This is a genomic window from Flavobacterium sp. 245, assembly GCF_004362055.1.
In the GTDB taxonomy this organism is placed as follows: domain Bacteria; phylum Bacteroidota; class Bacteroidia; order Flavobacteriales; family Flavobacteriaceae; genus Flavobacterium.
Genome location: NZ_SNXB01000009.1, coordinates 119541 through 142798 on the forward strand (window position 1 = coordinate 119541; position 23258 = coordinate 142798).

Consider the following 23258-nt stretch of genomic DNA (forward strand, 5'->3'; position numbering starts at 1 on the left):
TTTTAAACCATCGGCCTCCTACTTTTGAACCAATAAATAAGTAATGAGAATAAAGCTTTTAATATGTTCCGTTTTTACAATTTCATTTTATAATATGAAGGCTCAAGAAACTTTTTCGGCAAATGTGAATTTAAAAACAGAACCAACCGATAAAATTGATTTTAACGAAAGTAATGTTTCGGTGTTGTTCAATAAAAAGATAAACACCAAAAACCAGCTGACAAATACAACTGAATATTCAAAGTTGCATGTCAATTATGAACTCGGCTCTTTTTCATCATCTGAAAATTTGGATCGATTTAATCAGTTTCTAAACAAAACAGATTATTTATTTCAAGCATCAGACAAAACAAAACTGCAATTTTCGCTTACACCAATGTTCAGTTTTCAGGAGAATTTAGATATTTCTGATTTTACTCTTTTAGGAAGTTTTGAAATTAATCAGCAATTGAATTCAAATACAAATATTACTGTTGGAGCTGCAAGATCTGCCGTTTTTGGAACTCCAAAATTTATTCCTCTTTTAGCAATAAACTATATACTCAGTGAAAAAAGTACAATTTCAGTTGGATTTCCAGACTCAAAAATTTCTTATTCAAATAATATCCGAAATAAATTCAGTCTAACAAACAGCTTTAATGGGAGCTTTTACTATTTAGATCAAAAGTCCGACGCTAATTATAACGCATCAAAAATGAGTTTATCGCAAATGACATCGGCTTTTGAATATGAACGAAATGTAGATTCAAATTGGTTTTTGAATTTTAAAGCCGGCTATGATTTTAATAAAAAATACAAACTGACAGATTCTGACAATCACACTGTATACAATTTTAATACAGGCGACGGTGGCATCTTTAGCATTGGCATCAAATACAAACAATAAATAAATTTTATACACTATGAATAATTTGAAAAAAGGAATATTATTCGCTACTCTGTTTTCAGCTTTAATCTTTGCAGGCTGCAGTAATGATGATGACGACGATGATTTGATAGGAAACTGGATTAAAAAGTCGGCATTTGATGGTCCTGCTCGATCAAGCGCTACTAGTTTTGTGATTGGCGATTACGCTTATATAGCAACAGGTTACACTGGTGATGAATATTTAAAAGATTTGTGGGCTTATAATTCTAATGGAGATTACTGGGAACAAAAAGCTGATTTTACAGGTGCAGGAAGAAGTTCTGCCTCAAGTTTTTCCTTAAATGAAAAAGGATATGTTGGCCTTGGTTATGATGGAACTAATAAATTGAAAGATTTTTTTCAATATGACCCAACAAGCAATAGCTGGACTCAGAAAGCTGATTTTGCAGGAACTGGCCGTTATGGCGCCCTTGGATTTCAAGTTGGTGGGAAAGCTTATTTTGGAACTGGATATGACGGAAATTATCTGAAAGACTTTTATCAATACAATGACCAAACAAATGCCTGGACTTTAGTAAATGGCTTTAGTGGCAACAAAAGAAGAAATGCTACTGTTTTTACAATTGGTGATAAAGCTTATTTAGGAACTGGAATAAATAATGGTGTTTACCAAGAAGATTTTTGGGAATTTGACCCATCAACAGATGTTTGGACAAGAAAACGTGATATTGACAAAGACACTGATGATGATTACACCTACAATGATGAATATGCTATCACTCGTTCCAACGCTTCTAGTTTTAGTATGAATGGACTGGGTTATATTGTAGGCGGAGAAAGTGTAAAAACAGTTTGGGAATACAATCCATCAACCGATCTTTGGACAGAGAGAACTCCAATGGAAGGTGCAACAAGAACAGATGCCGTAGGTTTTGCCATTAACAACCGTGGGTTTTATATGTTAGGAAGAGTTGGTTCAACTTATTTTGATGATGCATGGGAATTTAAACCTCTTGACGAACAAAACGACGATGATAATTAATACAAAAAAGCAATTCTTCTGGAGTAAAATCCAGAAGAATTTATTGTTTATTTTACTTGTTTTACAATTTACTGCCTGTGCAAAAAATGAAACATTCAAAATCGATTCTTTTAAAACAAAAACAGGCTGGGGATATACTATTTCAAGCAAAAATAAAATTTTAATAAAACAATCAATCATTCCGGTGATAAGCACTGCGAAGAGTTTTTCTACAGAAGAAGAAGCTTTAAAAACAGCAAAATTGGTTGTTAGCAAACTAGACAGAAATATGTCGCCAACTTTAACGAAAAATGATTTAATTTTATTAAAAATAAAATTCTAAATGAAGATAGACGCCATTAAAAATACTAGTTCAAACAAAATTCTATTTCATTGTATCATATGGATTTTCTTTATATTGACTTCTTTAATTCAATTTTACGAAAGCCCTTTTAAAATCAATAATGATTTTTATGCGCAATGGGTTACTGGAATTATATTGTTTTATCTTAACTATTTTTACTTGGTTCCGGTTTTGCTTTTAGAAAAAAAGTATTTGATTTATTTTGTTTTTGCTCTAGTTATTATTGTTGTGTTCATGGTCATCCGAACGCATTATTTCATCCCGGATTTTAGACATTTAAGACCCGAAAACATGCGTCCGGCCAGAATGATGCCGGATCCTAAATTTTTTCCGAAAGGCGCGCATTTTAGAACCGAAATAAGACAACCCTTCTTTTTTAAAATTGCTCCTTCTTTTTTCTACATTTTAATACTTACAATAAGTGCAATTATTAGAACATTAACTGAATTTTATAATAATCAGCAAAATAAATTAATTGCCGAAACACATAGAACAAATACCGAATTGATTTATTTACGCAAGCAGACTAATCCGCATTTTTTATTCAATTCTTTGAACAGTATTTATTCATTGGCACACAAGAAATCTGATTTGGTCCCTGATGCCATCGTGACATTATCTGAACTCATGCGGTATATGCTGTATGAAACAGATAATAAAACGGTGGCTTTAGAAAAAGAAATCAATTATATTCAGAATTATATTGAACTGCAAAAACTCAGACTTAACAATATTGAAGACATTGTCATCAATGTTCATGGCGACACAAAAAACAAATTTATAGAGCCATTGCTTTTAATTTCGTTTGTTGAAAATGCTTTTAAATATGGAACCGATTATAAAGGTGCCGCACATGTTAAAATCAAAATTTTCATTCATGAAAACAGTCTTGACTTTTGGATAGAAAATACAATTGAAAATTATGTAAAAGATCCAGAAAACTCAGGAATTGGCTTAGTAAATATTCAAAACCGACTTGATTTGCTTTATCCAAATGCGCATCAGCTGTCGATTACACAGGACAATCAATATTATAGAGTTCATCTGAATTTAAATTTAGATGAAATCCAAACCGCTATAAATTAATTCGTATTACATCTAAACGTTAAGAGATAATTATAAAATAAACGCTTATTTTATGATAATTTTAAAACTTAATTGACTGATTTAAAAGTACTTTTGAGCGCCAAAACAAAATTTTAAAACTTAATTTCCAGCAGATGAAATGTGTAATTATTGATGATGAACCTTTAGCAGTTGAATTATTAGAAGATTTTGTCAAAAAAGTAGATTCACTTGAACTGGTGAATACTTTCAATAATGCTATTGATGCCGTATCTTTTATCAACCAAAATAATGTTGATTTGATTTTTCTAGATATTCAGATGCCACATTTTTCTGGAATTGACTTTTTAAATACAATTGAAAAAAAGCCTTTGGTTATTTTTACAACTGCTTATTCTGATTATGCTGTCGAAGGATTTAATCTTGGCGCAGTTGATTATTTAGTAAAACCAATTCCGTTTCATCGCTTTTTAAAATCGGTTGTAAGAGCACAGCAAATTGTAAATCCGGCAACGGCTATTCAAGCGATTTCCGAAAATACCGCAACTCCAGAATTAGAACAGGATTTTATGTTTGTAAGAGCTGAATATGAAAATGTAAAAATGAATTTTTCAGATATATTATTTATCGAAGGTTTGAAAGATTATGTAAAAATATATACCACTGACAATAAGTTTACGCTCACTTTAATAAGCTTGATAAAACTGGAAAACTTGCTTTCTAGCAAAGGTTTTTCACGAATTCACAGATCTTACATTATTAATATAAAACATGTCAAATCGATTCAGAAAAATAAAGTTTTGATTAGTGACAAACGAATTCCAATCAGCGAAAGTTACAAGACTGCTTTTTTTGAAAAGATTAATTTGTAGTTCGTTTTAAGTTATTCTTCGTTTTTAAACCAACTCGAATACATCACGTAATTGTTCGAAATACGCTCAATTTCACCAGCAAAGTCAGATTGATCAATATCTTTCACTTTTTTGGCCGGTACGCCTGCATAAATGCTTCCTGATTTAACAACTGTATTTTGCGTTATAACTGCTCCGGCAGCAATAATTGCATTACTCTCGATTACGCAGTTATCCATAACAATTGCGCCCATTCCTATCAAAACATTATCATGAACCGTACAACCATGCACAATTGCATTATGCCCTATTGACACATTATTTCCAATAATAGTTGGGTGTTTTTGATAGGTACAATGAATAATTGCGCCATCCTGAATGTTTACTTTATTACCAATTTTAATAAAATGAACATCACCGCGAATAACCGCATTGAACCAAACACTGCAGGAATGTCCAAATGAAACATCTCCAACAATTGTCGCATTTTCGGCAACATAACAATCCTCTGGAATCAAAGGTGATTTTCCGTTTACAGACTTGATTAACATAGTAATTTAATTAATAGCAGGACAATTACAATCGTAACGTTCTTTTTTACAAAATAAATTGATTCCAAGAGTAATTTGGTGATAAGCTCCAGTATCAAATTTTACATCGCCCATAACTTGTGTGTACGTATAAGCAAACATAAAATTGTTATAGTTAATTCCAATTATTGGCGTAAAAAATTGTAATTTTTGCGCCTGTACACCGCTTCCTGTGCTGTATTGTGCTCCATCGAAACTTCTTCTATATGATAACGCTGCCCATAAACTTCCAAACTCCATGTTTTTGTAGCCTTTCATATTTAAATCGATCGTTTTTTCTTTTGTCTGATCAAAAACTTGAAGCAATACAGATGGTTCCCAAGTAAAATTTCCATTTTTTCCAAAAACATATCCGGCACTAAGCAAAAACTTTCTCAAATTGTCGCTTTCATAATCGGTATACAACTCTCTTCTAGTTTCAAGAAGTCCTTGAACAGTAGCATGCGCATAAAAATTTAAATAATTATATGAAGCTCCAACATCAACATTAAAATAAGAATCTTTTTGAATAGACCCAAAAACAATTGGATCAAAAGTTCCTCCAAATTTTGTTTCATCTAACTGACTCTGAATAACGCCTCCGCTGATACCAAATGAAAGTTGATTCAAATCAAGTTCATCTCTCGAAAACATAATATGGTGGGCATACGTAAGCTTTAATCCTTTTTGAGAATGGTATCCGTTTTTATCATTAAAAACAATTATTCCGGCACCAGAGCGCTCGCCTATTCTTCCGTTAAAACTTAAAGTTCCAAGTGAAGGCGCGTCATCTTGACCAAACCATTGTTTTCTTGCTGTTAATCTTACTTTTGCACAATTTGCTGCACCGGCCATTGATGGATGAATCAAATAAAGGTTATCCGACAAATAATCTGAGTAAACAGGAATTCCTTCTTGCGAATAGGAATAAAAAGATGTAACCAAAAAAATGAATAAAACCTTGATTCTAAATTCCATAAAGGCAAATTTGTTTAAAGAAATTTTTGACTCTGATAATTTAATACGATTTATTTGAAAAGAGTCTTAATTATTTTATTAAAAAACCAAATATAAGTATTAGTAGAAAATAACTTTACTAAATTTGCAAAAAATATATGACCATGACAAAAATCACTATAAAAGAAACACAAAATCCCGCGATTTTAAAGTTTGAATTCGAAGATTTCATTACAAAAAATCAAAACTTCGAATTCAAAAATATTGATGAGGCACAAGCATCACCACTTGCACAACAACTATTTTATCTTCCGTTTGTAAAAACCGTTTATATTTCAGGGAATTTTATCGCTATTGAACGATTCAGTATTGTTGATTGGGATGATGTAAAAGAAGCTGTTGCAGAGCAAATAGAAGCTTTTGTTGACAAAGGCGGTGTTATTGTAACTATCGACGAAAACAAGCCAAAAAAACAGCCTATTACGGTTTATGGAGAAACAACTCCAAATCCTGCAGCCTTAAAATTTGTCGTGAGCAGAATGCTGACACGCAATGCTGTTGAATATAAAAACATTGACCAAACAGCTTCTTCTCCACTTGCGCAGGAATTATTTAAATTTCCTTACGTAAAAGAAGTTTTTATTGATGAAAATTATATTTCAGTAACGAAATATGAAATCAACAATTGGGATGAAATTACGTTAGAATTAAGAACATTTATTAAACAATTTATCGAAAATGGCGGAACTGTTTTAGATGAAAGTTTAATTGAAACTAAAACCAAAAATGATGTCGCAAAAGATGAAGCGTTCGACAAATTAGACGTTACTTCTCAGCAAATCATCAATATCTTGGAAGAATACGTAAAACCAGCAGTTGCTGCAGACGGTGGAAATATTGCTTTTGATTCTTATAACGAAGACAACAAAACTGTAAAAGTAATTTTGCAAGGTGCCTGCAGCGGTTGCCCGTCATCTACTTTTACTTTAAAAAGCGGTATCGAAAATATGCTGAAAAGCATGCTGAATGATGAAGCAATTACAGTTGAGGCTTTGAATGCTTAATACAAAATATCACAAAGAAGAGGAACGCCTGCAAATTGCAGGCGTTTTTTTTATTTTATATTAATCTTATTTTCAATAAATTATAAATAATAAAAGACTAGTAATTCTATAAAATTACCTAATATTGTATTCTTAACCAATCAATATAAAACTATGGGTGTAACATCTTTTTTCAAGAATTTATTTGGCTCGACCAAAGAATCTGTAAACGAATTGGCAAATAATGCCGAAAGCACTTTTGAGCAAGCTAGAGAAGCTGCTGCTCCATACATTGAAAAAGCAGAAACTTTTGCCGAAGAAACGATTGCTAAAGCAAAAGAAGCATCAGAACCAATGATTGAAACTGCGGCAGAATATGCACATCAGGCGAAAGATATTGTGAGCGAATATGTTGAAAAAGCATCTGATGCGATCAGCGATGTTGTTGAAACTGTAAAAGAGAAAACAGCAGAAGCCGCTGATGATAGTAAAACAATTGTTTCAGAAACTGTTGCCGACACAACCGAACCAGCAGTCGAAGAAGCTGAAAAGGAATAAAACCGCATTCTTTTCTTATAAAAATAAATATTTTTTATATTTGCAAAATAATACACCTTCTCTCTTGAGAAGGTTTTTTTTATCCTTAAAAACAAAAATATGAGCCCAGAACAATTAAGTAGTTACGCCAACGCGATTATAAAAGTATTAGTAGATTATTCGCCAAAATTAATCTCTGCTCTTATCGTTTTATTTGTTGGTTTATACGCCATAAGATTAATAAACAGATCGATCAGGAAAATAATGGTGAAACGAAATTTAGATCCTACTTTGACTAAATTTCTGGCCGATATTTTATTATGGGCACTCCGAATTTTACTATTTGTAACCTTTATTTCAAATCTTGGAATTCCGACGACATCATTTGTTACAATTTTAGGAGCTATGGGACTTGCAGTTGGTTTATCTCTTCAAGGTTCGCTTTCTAATTTTGCTGGCGGTATGCTAATAATTGTTTTTAAACCTTTTAAAGTTGGTGATACCATCGAAGCACAAGGTGTTATTGCTACAGTTTTAGAAATCCAGATTTTTGTCACCAAAATGTTAACCGGAAATAATCAGACTGTTTTTGTTCCAAATGGGGCTTTGTCAAACGGAACTATTATCAATTATTCGATGCAGGGAGAAAGAAGAGCCGATTTGACGTTTTCAGTTTCATACGACTCCGATATCAAAAAAGCAAAAGAGGTTCTTTTAGATGTTTTGACTAAAAACCCAAAAGTGCTTAAAACTCCTGCTCCTGAGGTTTTTGTAAAAAATTTATCAGCAAGTTCAGTAGATTTTGCCGTTCGTCCGTGGGCAAAAAATGCGAATTATGGGGCTGTTTTTTCTGAAACTTTAGAGAATTGCAAAGCAGCTTTAGACGAAGCAGGAATTTCTGTTCAGCCGTTTACGCTTCAAAAATAAATAGATAGTTATTTTTTTGATGGCAGGGTCATCATAAAATCTTTCAAATAATAAGGCTCAAAGTAAGCGACATCAACGATGTCGCTTTTTTGATATTTATCATAACTGATTTTACTCATTTCTCTTGCCGAAGGGTATTTGATTTCTTCTAAAAAAATAAAATTTTCTTTTGTTAAAACCGGCTTACATTTTTCGGCACAATCACCAACAAAGTATAGCACTTCTTTGTATTCTGAAAACGAATCTTCCGAAATAATTTCCGCCTGAATGGCTCTTTCTTTTTTTAAATCAAAAGTAAAAATTTCACTGTACACTTCCATTCTTCTGGCATCAAGCATTGGAATAATTTTTCCTTCTGAAACAGTAACTCGTGAAGCCAAAGTCTCTAATGTATCAACAGCGATCAACGGAATATTTAAAGCATAGCACAAACCTTTTGCTGCAGAAACTCCAATGCGCAAACCAGTATATGAACCTGGTCCCTGGCTTACCGCTACAGCTTCTAAATCCTGAACTGAGATTCCTGATGCTGCTATTATTTCTTCAATAAAAACATGAAGTTTTTCGGCATGTGAATATCCTTCTTCAGCAATTTCTTTGCATAAAATAGTTTCTCCATTTTTTGCAATTGATAATGAACAATTTTTCGTTGCTGTTTCGATATTAAGAATAAAAGACAAAATTGTTTGTTATTAAAAAATTATACAAAAATTAAAGCCGCAAAAATAAGGGTTACTAACCAAAATAATAGAAATGCCACACACAAATTTCCCAATAAAAAGCCTATGTATATGATCAATCTTTTTTCTACTGCAAAATATTTAAATTCATCATTATAATATTTTGTTTTAGAGACGCTATAATGTACCCATATCAAATATGCAATCACACTAATGAAACCTCCGACACTACTAAAAATGAATTCTGACGGAACTCCATGCAAAGCAATTATCATACTATACCCTATTTTTTAGGTGCTTCTGCTTTTTTAAGCTTTACTTTATCACCAGAATTCAAATCCTTAGAAACTGTTGTGTAAGGTCCTGTAATTACAACATCACCCGGTTTTAATCCAGACATTACTTCAATATTAGTGTCATCTTGGATTCCTGTTTTAATGATTCTGATTTTAGCTTTATCTCCAACTTTTACAAAAACACATTCGAATTTTTTGTCACTTTTTGGAGCTGCTTTTTTGTCTTCGTTTGGATCTTCAACTTTAAAATCTTTTACAGCTGTAGTATCTGATTTTACTACAACAGAACTAATTGGCACTGCCAAAACATTTGTTTTTGTTGTTGTAATAATATCAACCGTTGCCGTCATTCCTGGTCGGAAAGGCGAATAAGTACTTGGTTTTCCATTCAATAAATCTTGATAAGATTCTTTTAAAATTCGAACTTTAACCTTAAAGTTAGTAACCTGATCAGAAGTTAAAGCAGTACTTGCTGAATTCGAAATACTGGTTACAATACCTTTGAATTTCTTTTTCAAATAGGCATCCACTTCAACATTTGCTTCGTCTCCAATTTTAATTTTAACAATATCATTTTCATTTACATTAACTTCAACCTCCATATTGTTAAGATTCGCAACTCTTAGAAGCTCTGTTCCAGCCATTTGTTGTGTTCCTAAAACACGTTCTCCTAATTCAACATTTAATACCGAAATTGTACCATCTGCCGGAGAATAAATGGTAGTACGCCCTAAATTGTCTCTCGCTTCATTTACAGATGCAGAGGCACTCTGAACATTATAATAAGAGCTTTGTCTAGTAGCTTTGGCAACTTCAAATGACGCAATCGCTTTATCCCAGTCTGATTTTGAAATAACTCCTTTATCAAACAAGGTTTTATTACGCTCGTAATTCGCTTTTGCTTCTTTAAAACTAGCTTCAGATTGTGTTAAGCCCGCTTTAGTTCCTGATAAATTTGAAACTGAACGATTATAACTTGAGGTATATAAATCTGGATTTATTTTAACTAATAAATCTCCTTTTTTTACAACCTGTCCTTCTTTAACATTAAGCAGAATAATTTCTCCCGAAACTTCTGGTGAAATTTTCACTTCAATTTCAGGCTGAATTTTTCCTGTTGCCGAAACCGTTTCGACAATTGTTGACGACACAACTTTTGAGATTTCTACTTCTTTTCCTTCATCCTTATTTCCTATAACTCCTGATTTCGACAAACCTATTAAGACTGCAATAATTATGATTGCGCCCCCAACTAAGAAATAAATTGTTTTTTTTGACATAGTAAATTATTTTGCAGGAATTGGAACAATTGGAATTCCAAAATAGAATTCAAGAATTTTTATTTTAAATATATAATCGTATTTCGTTCTGATAACATCAGACTGTGCATTTGTCAATAACGTTTGAGCCTGTGTAAAATCAAATGAATTCATCAATCCTACATCATACTTTTCTTTAGCATAATTGTAAGCCTGCTGTCTTGCCTCTAAAGTTACTGTTGCAGCTTCATACGTATTTAATGCCGCTTTTGCATTCGTAAAAGCAGTATATACGTTACGTTGCAAATCTAAACTTTTTTGTTCTAAATCTATTTTAGATTTCTCTAAACTTACTTTATTTCGTTCAACATTATTTCTAACAGAGAATCCATTAAAAATTGGAACAGAAAGCTGAAGACCAAAAGACTGTCCTTTATTATCATTAAACTGATCAAAAATTGGTTTTGCGCTTCCGGTAACAGTTGAATAATTATCAGTTAATACAGCTTGATTTGTTCCTTGAACATAACCTATTTGAGTAGTTGGATTTACCGGATCGATAACTCTACCTGAAATAATATCCGAGTAACTTGCTCTTGTATTAAAGTTATAAAAAGCACTTAAAGTCGGCTGATATGCTCCTTTTGCAATTGCTACATTTTTCTCGGCAATTTCAAGATTGGTTTGTGCCAGTTTTAATTCGGTTCTTGTTTCTTTTGCTTTATTGTAAATATCAATTGGACTTTGTGCCATGATATTATTTTCATCTTTTGCATTTGTGTCATCAACAACGTCAAAATCTGCAAATTCTTTAAGCTGTAAAAGCTGTGCTAAACTCAATTTTGAGATCAACAAATTATTCTCAGAAACTGCAATATTTTGCTTGTCTGTTGCAATAGTAGCTTTTAAATCAAATAAATCACCACGCGGAATTGTTCCTGCACTAACCATTTCTTCTGAACGTTTTAAACGTTTTTCATCAATAGAAAGCTGTTCTGTTTTTATTTTAAAATCTTCTTTATAACCCAAAATCTGAAGAAAAGCATTCGCAACATTCAACGAAACATCCTCTTGCATTTTCAATAATTGATATTGTGATGCAATAATAGCAAGTTTTGTTCGTCTGTATGTATTTTGGTTTTGCAGACCTCTGTAAATATCAACTCCAGCACTTAAACCTACAGATGAATATTGAGTGGTCTGATTACGTAAAACTCCTGTAGTTACATCTTGATTTAAACCAATATTCCAAGAATGAGATGCATTTCCGTTAACAGATGGAAGATATCTGCCAAATGCATCCTTTTTATTTATTTCAGCATTTTCAACATCTAATTCTGATACCTTTATTGTAATATTATTATCCAATGCATATCTTACGCATTCCTCTAGTGTCCATTGTTTTGTCTGCGCTTGACCTGATAATCCAAATCCGAAAAGCATGGCAAAAACTAGACTATTTATTTTATTTATTTTCATATATTTTGAATGAAGCACAGCAAACAAGCCATGCAAATTTAACATTTTAAAAACCCAAAAACTCCTTTAAATAATCAAATTATTTTTTATCCTTATTTCCTTCGTTGATCAAACCTTGATTCCAGATTTTGATTTTATCAGAATCTTTAACACCGCTTTTGATCTGCACATAAATTCCGTCACTAACACCTAAAACTAAATCTCTTCTCTGAAATTTTTGTGGTGCCGTTTCTACTTCTACATAAGGTTTTTGAGTCTTTTTGTCAAACTGCACAAGTGATTCTTTAATAGCTAAAATTTTGTCTGCTTTTTCTAATATAATTGATGCGTTTGCACTTAATCCAGCTCTGATAAAAGTATCTCCTTTATTCTCTAGTTTTGCTTTTATTTCAAACTGAATAGCACCATTTTCTACAACACCTTTTGGCGCGATGTCTGTTAAAGTCGCGTCGAATTTTTTATTTTCAATAGCTCCAACTGTAATCTCAATAGGCATTTTTTCTTTAATTTTACCTACTTCAGATTCATCGATTTTTCCAATAAAAATCATTCTTCCAACATCGGCTACGCTAGCAATTGTAGTTCCTTCGTTAAAATTATTACTTTCAATAACTTGATTTCCAACTTTTACGGGCACTTGCAATACCATTCCAGTAACAGTTGAACGAATTAATGTATTTGCATAAGTCCCTAAAGATGTTGTTGTTCCTGTTTTAACAATATCTAAGCTTTGTTTTGCAGCCAAATAATTTTGTTTGGCTTGTTTGTAAGCCAATTGAGCTGCATCAAAATCATTTGCAGAAATTACATCTTTATCAAAAAGCGTTTTTTGTCTTTGATAGATTTTCTCCTGATTATCTAGTGCAATTTTCGCAGTCTGTACTTGATTTTGAGTACTGCTTACATTCGACACATTGGCAACAACTCTAATTTTGGCAATCATATCACCGGCTTTAATTTTTTCTCCGGCTTTAATATAGACTTCTTCAATAATTCCTGAGATGTTTGGTTTGATTAGGACCTCTTCATCAGGCTGAATATTACCTGTTGCAATGGTATTTTTTACTATCGTTTTAATCTCTGCCTTTTCTGTTTGATAAACAATTGGCGACTCTTGATTTTTTGCATACAAATAATAAAGTGCACCAAAGAAAACTATTGCAATAAAGATTAAAATGGTTACGGTTACTCCTTTTTTCATTTTGTTTTTGGTTTAATCGATTATATTTTGATTGATAATTTATTCTGTTCGCAAAGCGTCAACTGGCTTCACATTAATTGCGGTCTGTGCTGGAATAAATCCAGCCAGCAAACCTGAACCCACTAATATTAATAAGGCAACAAATACAACTCCTAAATCTACACTTGGACTCGAAAACATGGTATTACTGTCTGCCGGCATCGAATCTAAAATCATATTTAAAACAGCAATAATTCCGGTGGCGACTGCAATTCCCAGCATTCCTGAAATAATAGTCAAAAAGATAGATTCTGATAAAATTTGTCCTCGAATAGCCGCCGGAGTTGCCCCTAAAGCTCTGCGAATTCCAATTTCTTTTGTACGCTCTTTAACTACAATAAGCATAATATTTGAAATCCCGATTACTCCAGAAATCAGAACCAGGGTCCCAACAAAATAAGCAATGATTTTCAAGATGTTAAATAAACTCTGAACTTTATTAAACTGCTCATATAAATCAAAATTACCAACAGCTCTGTCATCTGCAGGATTTATAGAGTGTAATGCTTTAATTATTTCGAGAATTTTCGGTTTCAAATCGGTAATAGAAGTTTCATCTTTTGCAGTAATTGCCATCCATCCCACTTTATCTCCATAGTTAAATGCCTGCTGAAAAGTGGTAAACGGAATAAATATATTTTTTTGCTCTTGCTCTGCATTTCCTCCTTGCTGTTTCGATTTATAAATCCCAACAACCATAAAGTTTATTCCATTGATTTTAATATAAGTTCCAATAGACTCTTCTTCTTTTCCATAAAGTTCACTAATCACCCCTTTACCAATTACGCAAACCTTCCTTTTATCTTCAATATCCTGCTGGTTTACAAACCTTCCTTTTATAATATCCATTGGCTGTTGTTTAATCAGCTCTGGATAATCTCCATAAATGGTAAATGATGATGTTTTTGTACCTCTAACCACATTATTAGTTCCGTTAAAATCACCTAGTTGATTTCGTGGTGAAACATATAACAAATCAGGCAAAGCAGCTCTTAAAGCAGCAACATCGCTATTTCTAAAATCATATCTACGGGTTTTTGGCAATCCTTTATATGCTTTTGAAGTCGTCTGACTCCACATAAACATGGTATTTGTGGCAATTCCGTCAAAACCTTTTTTAATTCCATTTTCCAGACCATTTCCTGCAGCTAGCAAAATCACCAAAATGAAGATACCCCAAAAAACACCAAAAGCCGTCAAGATTGTCCTGAAAGGATTTGCAGTCAATGCCTGTAAAATTTCGTCCCAATTATCTTTCTTAAACATAATTATTCGTCTCTAAGTGCTACAATAGGTTTAATTTTGGCTGCTCTGTATGCCGGAAAAAAACCAGCCAGTGCGCCTGCAAAAACAAGTAAAACAAGTGTTGTCAATGCTACACTGAAATCTACTTCAGGATTTCTAAAATATTCACTCTGTACCAGTGGCCCAACTAATTCCAACAGCAATAAACTTGCTAATAATCCAACGAAACCTGCAATTGTCGTAATAAAAATGGATTCATGCAGTATCATTGTAATAATAGAAAATGGCGATGCACCTAATGCTTTTCGAATTCCAATTTCTTTCGTTCTTTCTTTTACGATGATTAACATGATGTTACTCACGCCAACAACTCCAGCAATAATGGTACAAATACCCACCCACCAAAAGAACAATCTTATATATAAATTTAAATCATAAAATTGTTTTGCGTCTTTTACTGAATTATATGCACCAATTCCACTATCATCCTCTGGCGCGACCATATTTTTACTTTTAAGCAAATCCTTTAAATCCTGAGTAAATTTTTCAGATTGTGCCAGCGCTTCATCGTAATCATTTGTCTTTTTCAATGTAAAAAACATATTACTGATTTTGTCACCTGCTCCAAAGGCCCTTTGTACTGTACTTAAAGGCAAATAAGCTCTTGCTTCTTCTCGTTCTCCTCCTGGATCTGTAAAAACACCTATTACTTTAAAATTGATATTGTTGATTTGTATTTCTTTTCCGAGCGCATCCTGATCTTTAAACAAATCGGTCTTTATTTTCATACCAATGGTAGCTACCTTTTCATTGTTTTCTAAGTCTTTACTATTAACATAACGCCCTTGAACAATCACAAGATTTTCAACCTGACCATAATCAGGATTGACACCTCTGTATTGATAATTTCCGTTTTCTTTACCGTAAGCAAATTGTGCTCCCCAATAATTCTGTGTCGAGGCTCTTAAATCCAGCTTATCTTCAAACTTTTGAACAGATTGCGAATAATCACTATTTCGAAACTGAATTTGTCTTCCCGGATTTAGTCCTTTATACTCTTTTGTTGTTGTCCCAGACCAAACCTCTATAATTCCTGCGGCATCTCTTTCAAACTGTTTTTCAATACCATTTTGAAGTCCTTTTCCCGCCCCCAGCAAAATCACCAAAATAAAAATTCCCGATGCAACTGAAACTCCAGTCAAAAATGTACGCAGCCGGTTTTTGGAGATTGCTTCAAATATTTCTTGCCAACGCTCAATATTAAACATAAGATGAAGCTCTAACTTGTTCTACTTTTTTATCATCGATAATTAATCCGTCTTTCAGGACCACATTTCTCTTGCACATCGCGGCAATGTCTGGTTCGTGTGTAACGATCAAAATAGTTTTACCTTCATCGTTAATTCCTTGAATAAGTTCCATTACTTCATAAGAAGTTTTAGTATCCAAAGCTCCTGTAGGCTCATCTGCAAGCAATACTTTTGGATTTGAGGCTAATGCTCTTGCGATTGCAACACGCTGTTTTTGACCTCCAGAAAGTTCATTTGGCAAATGGTGCGAATGCGAACCCAAACCAACTTTCTCTAAGTATTTCATTGCAATATCATAGCGTTCTTTTCTTTTTATTCCTTGATAATATAACGGCATTGCCACATTATCAAGTGCACTTTTATAATTGATCAAATTAAAAGATTGAAAAACAAATCCTAAAAATTTGTTGCGATATTTTGAAGCTATCGTTTCGTTCAATTTTTTAATTGGAGTTTTATCTAAAGTATAACTTCCTGAATCAGCCTCATCTAAAATTCCTAAAATATTTAGAAGCGTAGATTTTCCTGACCCCGAAGATCCCATGATCGCTACAAGCTCACCTTCTTCAATATTAAAATTTATCCCTTTTAACACATGCAGTTCTGAACTTCCCATTTTATAGGATTTATGCAAATCTTTTATTTCAATCATGGTATTGTTAATTTTTTAAACAATAATAATATTTTTTATAAGTAAATTATGATAACAAAACGTTAATAATTACATTTTAATATTTAAATAAGACGGCGTACTTTTCTAATTGTTACACTTTTTTAAGATTATTTAATTGTTTTCTTAATTTTGTTATGACTTTAAAAAATTATACCAATGAAGTTTACTTCAATTTTCGCTCTATTTACGGCTGTTACATTACTTTACAGTTGTTCAACATCACAAAAACTAGAAACTTTAAAACCGGAGCCGGACGACGCCAGTCCGCTAGTTTATGATGCAAATCCGTCTTTTATTAATTTACCGATAACTGTAAAACTGCCTGATATTGAAAATCAGACAAACGCACTTTTAAATGGGCTTATTTATAAAGACAATAATATTGAAGATGATGATATCGAAATGAAAATATGGAAACAGGCTCCAATAAAAATTCAGAATGATCCTGCATCGCCAGACAAAAAGATAAAAACAGTTCTCCCTTTAAAGGCAACTATTAAATACCGAATTGGAACAAAAAAATTAGGCGTGGAGCTATATGATACGCGCGAATTTAATTTAAATGGCGTCATCACTTTATCAAGCGATGTAGCTCTGACAAATTGGAAACTAAACACTAAAACTGAATTCAAATCATTAGATTGGAACGAAAGCCCAACTATGACGGTTTTTGGAAAAAATATGCCAATTACGTATTTGATAAACCCTGCAATTTCTATTTTTAAATCTAAAATCGAGAAAAAAATAGACGAGGCTATCGAAAAATCAATGGATTTTAAGCCGAATGTTTTATCAGCATTAGAAAAAATCTGCACGCCGTTTCAAATGAGCGACACTTATGAAAGCTGGTTACGAATTGTTCCAATCGAAGTTTATTCGACAAATGCGAAACTAAAAAACGATTCCTTTTTGTTAGACATGGGAATGAAATGCAACATGGAAACAATTGTTGGCAAACAACCTGACTCGAAATTCAATGCCAGTAAAATTGTTTTAAAACCTGTTACTAAAATTCCGAATCAAATTTCGGCCAATATTGCAGCAATTTCAACTTATACTGACGCCTCTAAAATAATGACCAAAAATTTTGCTGATCAGGAATTTGGATCTGGAAGTAAAAAAGTAACCGTAAAAAATGTTACCATTTGGCACAAAGATGGAAAAATGGTAATTGCATTAGACGTATTAGGATCTATAAACGGAACTTTATACTTAAACGGATTTCCTCAATATAATCCGCAGACAAAAGAAATCTATTTTGACAAACTCGATTATGTTTTAGACACCAAAAGCAAATTAATGAGAACCGCAAGCTGGCTAGGACAAGGTTATATTTTAAAAAAAATGGAAGCAAGTTGCCGCTATTCTATTCAGCCTAATTTAGAAGAAGGCAAAAAGAGTATGGCTTCTTATCTAAAAAACTATTCCCCAATGCCGGGAGTTTTTGTAAACGGAAAAATGGAAGACATTCAGTTTGATAAAATTCAGCTGACTAATCAGGCCATTATCGCTTTTATAAAAATAAATGGAACCGTGAATGTTTCTGTCGACGGATTAAAATAAAAAAAAAGCAGTCTAAATTTAGACTGCTTTTTTCTTTTTAGATTGGTACATCCTGTAAATCAGAACACCAATTATACCAACAAGCAAATACGGAATCACCATTAAATAAACAATTCCGTCGTTTACCGCCTCAGCTTTTTTAACGTTTGAATCTCCCGCAAGGGCAGCACGGCACATTGCACATTGAGCATTTGCTGAAATTCCAATTAAGAAGAAGCAAATTCCAAAAAACAAAGTTTGAAATTTCAGTTTTAAACTTTGAATATTATTTTTTTTATTAATTAGCATAATACGGAGAAATCATTAAAAATACTACAACCCCAGTTACAGCAACATATAACCAAATTGGAAACGTGATTTTAGCTATTTTTTTATGTCTATCAAATCGTTGTGCCAAAGCTCTAACATAAGAAATTAAAACAAGCGGAATAATTGCGATTGAAAGCAAAATATGAGTTATTAAAATAACAAAATAAACTAATCGTAATGAACCAACCTTAGCACTTTCTGTAGCATCAAGAATACCATCATGATTTAAATCTCCAAATTTCGTTGAATCTGCTGTCATGTGATAAGCAACATACATCACTAAAAAAGCAACAGACAAAACAATAGCAAAGGTCATTAAGCGCTCGTGTAACAAACGTTTTCCGTTTTTAATAGCCATTACAGCTGCAACCAAAACAATTGCTGTTACGCCGTTTATTGTTGCATACACAGGAGGCAACATAGATAATGGTTCAACATTATATCCAAAATCTTTAAGTTTCACACCAAATAAAATTGCCACTACAACTGGTATTACAATTGAAACAGCGATAATAAATTTATTGTATTTTTTTTCTATCGAATTATCTTCCATTTTATTCTTCTAATAATACTTTAATATCTTCTTGAATTTCTCTAACACCTTTTTTATCTAAGCCATCGTAGTATAAAATTGGATTTCCAAACTCATCTTTTCTGCAACGAATTTTACCATCTTTATCAATTAAAGCAAATAGACCTGAATGTTCAAAACCTCCGTTCACTTTATCATTTTCTCCTGCATATAGATTGAAACCTTTGTTAGATAAATCCATAATCGTTGCCTTATCCCCAGTTAAAAAATTCCAATTTGAAGATTTAACACCTAATAATTTTGCGTGATCTTTTAAAACCGCCGGCGTATCGTGACCAGGATCTATTGTAATTGAAACGATTCCGAAATTAGGATTTCCAAAGAAAGTTTTCTCAATTTCCAGCATGCTTAAATTCATCTTTGGACAAATTGAAGGACAGGTTGTAAAGAAAAACTCCAAAACATAAACTTTTCCTTTATATGTTTCATTTGATACTTTAGTACCTTCCTGATTCGTTAATTCAAATTTAGGAGCTGGACCAATAGTCAATAATTTCCCATCTTCTTTCGAATTTTTCAAACCAACGTTATCCAAACGATTTCCTTTTACAACTTCTCCGTTTTGAATTCTGTCGACAATTTTTGGCACTGCATAAATTCCGAAAATCAGAACGATAAACGAAATTCCGATATATGATTTATTTTTAAACATGTAGGTAAAAATTAAAGTTCTTTAGTGGCATTGTGATTCTTTTTAAGAGCCGCACGATATTCGTATAAAATGATTTTAAAATCATCAAGCATTTCGTTGCTCAACTCTGAAGGATGAAAAGTATTATATCCTTCTTTATAATCATCTTTATTTTTTCGACCTCGAAGATTTCTTTCTTTATCAACAATATAAACATTTGATGTTCCAAGATTATCGTCGAGCTTGCCTTTTAAATGAAGCTGATTATAAAACGTTTTGATTTCTTCTGGAGAAGCAAAAACAAAATGCCAGCCTGAAACATCAGTAAAAGCACCTAAAGATTTAACAAGTTTTTTAGCGCTTTCTTCTGTCCCTAACGGACAAATAACTACAAACTGCAAATCTTTAAAACCATTATAACGCTGATAGATCTTTTCATTCAGATTAAAAAAATTACCTCTGTTTTTTACAATTTCAGCACCAGAAAAACCAAGTATTGTGATTTTTTTATTCAAAGTTACTTTCTCACCTTTTAAAGATTTCCAGTTACCAAGGTCAGCGATTTTTGGTGTTATGGTAGGAAGTTTAGTAAAGCTGTTTACTCCAGATGCAAAAAACAAATAAGCTACGATAGGCAGAACAAAAAGTACAAAGAGAACTATATTTTTTTTCATTGTTTATGCGGACAAATATTGAGGTACAAAAATAAAAAAAGCTCCGCAAATCGGAGCTTCTTTTCGAATTAATATCATGTTAAAAATTCCATTTAATAGTAGAATCTTTAAAAACCCCATAAATATAATGTCCTTCTGTCAAAAGAATAAACAATAAATATAAAACTAGGAAAATAACTGGCGATACAACAGACCATCTAAGACTGCTTTTTTCACCTTCCATGTGCATAAATGCCCATACTATATAATATGCTTTGAAAATTGTAAGGATATAGAAAATCCAGTTTAACAAATTCAAACCAACAAAATGATTACCTTCTAAAACTGCAGGTTTGTAGATACCAAGAACAACCTCTACTGTAGTTACTACTGATAGTAATATAAAAACAAACCAGATTCTTTTTGTATTTGATACGTATTCGTGACCGTGTGCCATAATAATAAATCTTAAAAAATTAAACTAAGTAGAAAACTGTAAATACAAATACCCAAACTAAATCTACAAAGTGCCAGTATAATCCAACTTTCTCTACCATTTCGTAGCTTCTTCTTTTCTCGTAAGTTCCCAATAATACATTAAAGAAAATAATGATATTAATGATAACTCCAGAAAATACGTGGAATCCGTGGAATCCAGTGATGAAGAAGAAGAAATCAGCAAATAATTTGCTTCCGTATTCGTTTCTTGTAAGGTTTGCACCTTCTACTACATATTTTGCAGTTGCCAAACGAGTTTCAGCTTCTGCTCTAGTCAGAACTTTTTTACTCTTTTTTCCGTTATTTTCAATTATCTGTTCTGTTCTAATCAACAATTCAGGATGTGCTTTAAAACCAGCCTGAACTTCAGCAACAGTATAAGTTGGTTGCGTTTCAGCATCTTCAACAAACCAAGTTGCATGGCTTCTTGTCAAAGCTTCTCTTTGTTCCGGTAATTTTACAGCAAACGCTTCAAGAGCTACTCTTTTACCATCTTTGTCAACAAACTGCAATAAACTTCCGCCTGCTGTTTCAACTGCACCATATTCTCCTTTAATGAAGTTTTTCCATTCCCAAGCTTGAGAACCAACGAAAATTAAACCTCCAATAATAGTCAAGAACATATAAACAGCAACCTTTGTCTTCTTTAATTGATGACCTGCATCAACAGCTAACACCATTGTTACAGATGAAAAAATCAAAATAAAAGTCATTAAGGCTACATAATACATAGGAGCCGCAACACCATGTAAAAATGGAAAGTGTGTAAACACTTCATCAGCCAAAGGCCAAGTTTCAATAAATTTAAATCTAGAAAAACCATAAGCAGCAAGGAATCCAGAGAATGTTAAGGCATCTGATACGATAAAAAACCACATCATCATTTTACCATAGCTTGCTCCTAATGGCTGGATGTCGCCGCCTCCCCAAGTTTTTTCGTCGTTGTTTGCAGTAGTAACTGTCGCTTCCATAAAAGATATTCGTTAAAAAGTTCCCAAATTTACGTTTTTTTCTTATTTAAAGAAATATAAAAATAAAAATAATAAAACCCATAATAAGTCTAGAAAGTGCCAATACATTGCACCTAGTTCTATACCAAGAGTTTGAGTTGAATTGTATTTTTGTTTAAAATGATTATAAATTACAATTAAAAGCGAAATTAACCCGCCAAGTAAGTGCAATAGGTGTACAAAAGTAATTACATAAAGAAAAGTTGCCGTAATCGAACTACCTTGACCAGTCATATAATAACCGCTTTCCATAATCTGCCCAAATCCTACAAGCTGTAAAACCACAAACAAAATACCCAAAGCCAATGTCCCTAACAATAAAGCTGTAGTTAAGCTTCTGTTGTCTTTCTGGATTGCTTTTTTTGCCAGATAAAAAGTGATACTACAGCCAATAATCACCGCTGTACTATAATAAAATGCCGTTGGCAATTCAAAACTCTTCAACCAATCGGCTCTTGATTTACTAACTACAAATGCACTTGTAAGTCCAGCAAACATCATGGTCATACTCACCATGGCGAATAACAAAATCAGCTTTGCCGACTTTGATTTACTCTCTTGTTCTTCACTTGCTTTAATTGTCATTTCCATAACTATCTTAAAAATTTATCTACTATAAATACAATCTGCAACAGTGAAATGTACGAAACACTCACCAGCATTAAGGTTCTTGCTGACTTTGCTGTTCTTAGCTGATATAATTTCACAGCATAAAACAACATCCATAAACCCAATAAAAACACTAAAACTGCAGCAATAGGCGAAATAAACAATTGTCCTGTATAACCCAAAACCGGAAGCAATGAAGCTATAATCAACCAAATTGTGTATAAAATAACCTGCAAAGCAGTTCCTTTGTCTTTTTTTCCCGTTGGAAGCATAAAGATTCCCGCTTTTTCATAATCTTCATACAAAAACCAACCAATTGCCCAAAAATGAGGAAATTGCCAGAAAAACTGAATCAAAAACAATGTTCCTGCTTCAATTCCGAATTCACCAGTTGCCGCAACCCATCCTAACATAAACGGTATAGCCCCGGGAAATGCACCAACAAAAACAGACAATGAAGTTACTGTTTTTAAAGGCGTATAGATACTTGTGTATAAAAATATCGAGATTGCAGCAAACATTGCTGACTTAGCATTAATAGTGTAAAGCAAACTGATTCCAATGATGGTCAGCAAACTCGCTACAAACAAAGCCATTTTTGGAGACATACGCCCTGAAGGAACTGGACGATTTTTCGTTCGATCCATTAAGGCATCAATGTCTTTTTCAATTACCTGATTAAATGCATTTGAAGCTCCAACCATACAGTAACCGCCAATTGACAAAACAAGCAAAACACTCCATTTAAAAGGGTGTTCGTTATTTACGCCTAATAAATATCCGGCAATCGAAGAAAACAAAACACTGATAGCCAAACCAGCCTTTGTAATCTCTTTGAAATCCAGAAATATTGATTTTAGTGAAATTGTATTTTTAGTAGCGTTCAAACCTCTATTGTTTGTATATTTTTTTTGAGTGCTGCAAATGTACAAATTAGATTGTAGAATAAAGAACTATAAAATTAGATTTTTTTCAATAAAACCTTTACAAAATAAGGTCTTGCAAATCT

Annotated in this window: 26 protein-coding genes; 9 read left to right on the forward strand and 17 right to left on the reverse strand. The window is 32.7% G+C overall.

Features of this window, described 5'->3' with window-relative positions:
* Positions 1 to 43 precede the first annotated feature (43 nt).
* The 5 genes from EV145_RS16980 to EV145_RS17000 all read left to right on the forward strand — a co-directional run bounded on the left by EV145_RS16980 (position 44) and on the right by EV145_RS17000 (position 4190).
* A complete protein-coding gene (locus EV145_RS16980; RefSeq protein WP_133526388.1) occupies positions 44 to 886 on the forward strand; it encodes a DUF6268 family outer membrane beta-barrel protein in 843 nt (280 codons plus the stop codon).
* Positions 887 to 902: 16 nt separating this feature from the next.
* Entirely contained in the window at positions 903 to 1910 is a 1008-nt protein-coding gene (locus EV145_RS16985) for a Kelch repeat-containing protein (RefSeq protein WP_133526389.1), read from the forward strand.
* Positions 1900 to 2232 (forward strand): DUF4907 domain-containing protein, encoded by a 333-nt coding sequence (locus tag EV145_RS16990; protein WP_133526390.1) that lies wholly within the window; start codon positions 1900 to 1902, stop codon positions 2230 to 2232. Before EV145_RS16985 ends, EV145_RS16990 begins: the two co-directional genes overlap by 11 nt.
* A complete protein-coding gene (locus EV145_RS16995) occupies positions 2233 to 3339 on the forward strand; it encodes a sensor histidine kinase (protein ID WP_133526391.1) in 1107 nt (368 codons plus the stop codon).
* A 134-nt stretch (positions 3340 to 3473) separates the two neighbouring features.
* Positions 3474 to 4190, forward strand: coding sequence for a LytR/AlgR family response regulator transcription factor (locus tag EV145_RS17000; protein ID WP_133526392.1), 717 nt, complete (start codon positions 3474 to 3476; stop codon positions 4188 to 4190).
* 11 nt (positions 4191 to 4201) lie between these two features.
* Here the strand turns inward: EV145_RS17000 and EV145_RS17005 are convergent, their stop codons facing one another.
* The gene (locus EV145_RS17005; protein ID WP_133526393.1) at positions 4202 to 4720 is read right to left on the reverse strand and encodes a gamma carbonic anhydrase family protein; all 519 of its coding nucleotides are present in this window, start codon (positions 4718 to 4720) and stop codon (positions 4202 to 4204) included.
* Between the two features lie 6 nt (positions 4721 to 4726).
* Positions 4727 to 5716 carry a type IX secretion system membrane protein PorP/SprF gene (locus EV145_RS17010; RefSeq protein WP_133526394.1) on the reverse strand — a complete coding sequence of 330 codons (990 nt, stop codon included), beginning with the start codon at positions 5714 to 5716 and terminating at the stop codon, positions 4727 to 4729.
* Positions 5717 to 5859: 143 nt separating this feature from the next.
* On the opposite strand from EV145_RS17010, the gene EV145_RS17015 reads away from it, so the two are divergent.
* The 3 genes from EV145_RS17015 to EV145_RS17025 all read left to right on the forward strand — a co-directional run bounded on the left by EV145_RS17015 (position 5860) and on the right by EV145_RS17025 (position 8202).
* Positions 5860 to 6759, forward strand: coding sequence for a NifU family protein (locus tag EV145_RS17015; protein ID WP_133526395.1), 900 nt, complete (start codon positions 5860 to 5862; stop codon positions 6757 to 6759).
* A gap of 153 nt (positions 6760 to 6912) precedes the next feature.
* Entirely contained in the window at positions 6913 to 7296 is a 384-nt protein-coding gene (locus EV145_RS17020) for a YtxH domain-containing protein (protein ID WP_133526396.1), read from the forward strand.
* A gap of 99 nt (positions 7297 to 7395) precedes the next feature.
* On the forward strand, positions 7396 to 8202 hold the full coding sequence (locus EV145_RS17025) for a mechanosensitive ion channel family protein (protein WP_133526397.1): 807 nt from the start codon (positions 7396 to 7398) through the stop codon (positions 8200 to 8202).
* Between the two features lie 8 nt (positions 8203 to 8210).
* Here the strand turns inward: EV145_RS17025 and tsaB are convergent, their stop codons facing one another.
* The 7 genes from tsaB to EV145_RS17060 form a co-directional block, all read right to left on the reverse strand.
* Positions 8211 to 8882: a tRNA (adenosine(37)-N6)-threonylcarbamoyltransferase complex dimerization subunit type 1 TsaB gene (tsaB, locus tag EV145_RS17030; protein WP_133526398.1), complete on the reverse strand. Its 672-nt coding sequence runs from the start codon at positions 8880 to 8882 to the stop codon at positions 8211 to 8213.
* Between the two features lie 283 nt (positions 8883 to 9165).
* Positions 9166 to 10458, reverse strand: coding sequence for an efflux RND transporter periplasmic adaptor subunit (locus tag EV145_RS17035; protein ID WP_133526399.1), 1293 nt, complete (start codon positions 10456 to 10458; stop codon positions 9166 to 9168).
* Positions 10459 to 10464: 6 nt separating this feature from the next.
* Entirely contained in the window at positions 10465 to 11916 is a 1452-nt protein-coding gene (locus EV145_RS17040) for a TolC family protein (protein ID WP_133526400.1), read from the reverse strand.
* A 79-nt stretch (positions 11917 to 11995) separates the two neighbouring features.
* Positions 11996 to 13117: an efflux RND transporter periplasmic adaptor subunit gene (locus EV145_RS17045; protein WP_133526401.1), complete on the reverse strand. Its 1122-nt coding sequence runs from the start codon at positions 13115 to 13117 to the stop codon at positions 11996 to 11998.
* A gap of 39 nt (positions 13118 to 13156) precedes the next feature.
* Entirely contained in the window at positions 13157 to 14422 is a 1266-nt protein-coding gene (locus EV145_RS17050) for an ABC transporter permease (protein ID WP_133526402.1), read from the reverse strand.
* A 2-nt stretch (positions 14423 to 14424) separates the two neighbouring features.
* Entirely contained in the window at positions 14425 to 15669 is a 1245-nt protein-coding gene (locus EV145_RS17055; protein ID WP_133526403.1) for an ABC transporter permease, read from the reverse strand.
* Positions 15662 to 16363, reverse strand: a complete 702-nt coding sequence (locus EV145_RS17060) for an ABC transporter ATP-binding protein (protein WP_035651510.1) — start codon at positions 16361 to 16363, stop codon at positions 15662 to 15664. Before EV145_RS17060 ends, EV145_RS17055 begins: the two co-directional genes overlap by 8 nt.
* 177 nt (positions 16364 to 16540) lie before the next feature.
* Here EV145_RS17060 and EV145_RS17065 point away from each other — a divergent pair, with 177 nt between their 5' ends.
* Positions 16541 to 17947 carry a DUF4403 family protein gene (locus EV145_RS17065; RefSeq protein WP_133526404.1) on the forward strand — a complete coding sequence of 469 codons (1407 nt, stop codon included), beginning with the start codon at positions 16541 to 16543 and terminating at the stop codon, positions 17945 to 17947.
* Positions 17948 to 17965: 18 nt separating this feature from the next.
* On the opposite strand, the gene EV145_RS17070 is transcribed toward EV145_RS17065, so the two are convergent.
* From EV145_RS17070 to cyoE, 8 genes are all read right to left on the reverse strand, one after another.
* The gene (locus EV145_RS17070) at positions 17966 to 18235 is read right to left on the reverse strand and encodes a hypothetical protein (protein ID WP_133526405.1); all 270 of its coding nucleotides are present in this window, start codon (positions 18233 to 18235) and stop codon (positions 17966 to 17968) included.
* Positions 18225 to 18809: a DUF420 domain-containing protein gene (locus EV145_RS17075; RefSeq protein WP_133526406.1), complete on the reverse strand. Its 585-nt coding sequence runs from the start codon at positions 18807 to 18809 to the stop codon at positions 18225 to 18227. The genes EV145_RS17070 and EV145_RS17075 overlap by 11 nt, the downstream gene beginning before the upstream one ends.
* A gap of 1 nt (position 18810) precedes the next feature.
* Entirely contained in the window at positions 18811 to 19500 is a 690-nt protein-coding gene (locus EV145_RS17080; RefSeq protein ID WP_133526407.1) for an SCO family protein, read from the reverse strand.
* Positions 19501 to 19511: 11 nt separating this feature from the next.
* On the reverse strand, positions 19512 to 20153 hold the full coding sequence (locus tag EV145_RS17085) for a hypothetical protein (RefSeq protein WP_133526408.1): 642 nt from the start codon (positions 20151 to 20153) through the stop codon (positions 19512 to 19514).
* Positions 20154 to 20232: 79 nt separating this feature from the next.
* Positions 20233 to 20589, reverse strand: a complete 357-nt coding sequence (locus EV145_RS17090) for a cytochrome C oxidase subunit IV family protein (protein ID WP_133526409.1) — start codon at positions 20587 to 20589, stop codon at positions 20233 to 20235.
* Positions 20590 to 20608: 19 nt separating this feature from the next.
* Positions 20609 to 21601, reverse strand: a complete 993-nt coding sequence (locus EV145_RS17095) for a cytochrome c oxidase subunit 3 (RefSeq protein WP_133526410.1) — start codon at positions 21599 to 21601, stop codon at positions 20609 to 20611.
* Between the two features lie 42 nt (positions 21602 to 21643).
* On the reverse strand, positions 21644 to 22231 hold the full coding sequence (locus EV145_RS17100) for a heme-copper oxidase subunit III (RefSeq protein WP_133526411.1): 588 nt from the start codon (positions 22229 to 22231) through the stop codon (positions 21644 to 21646).
* Between the two features lie 2 nt (positions 22232 to 22233).
* The gene (cyoE, locus tag EV145_RS17105) at positions 22234 to 23136 is read right to left on the reverse strand and encodes a heme o synthase (protein WP_133526412.1); all 903 of its coding nucleotides are present in this window, start codon (positions 23134 to 23136) and stop codon (positions 22234 to 22236) included.
* Between the last annotated feature and the right edge of the window lie 122 nt (positions 23137 to 23258).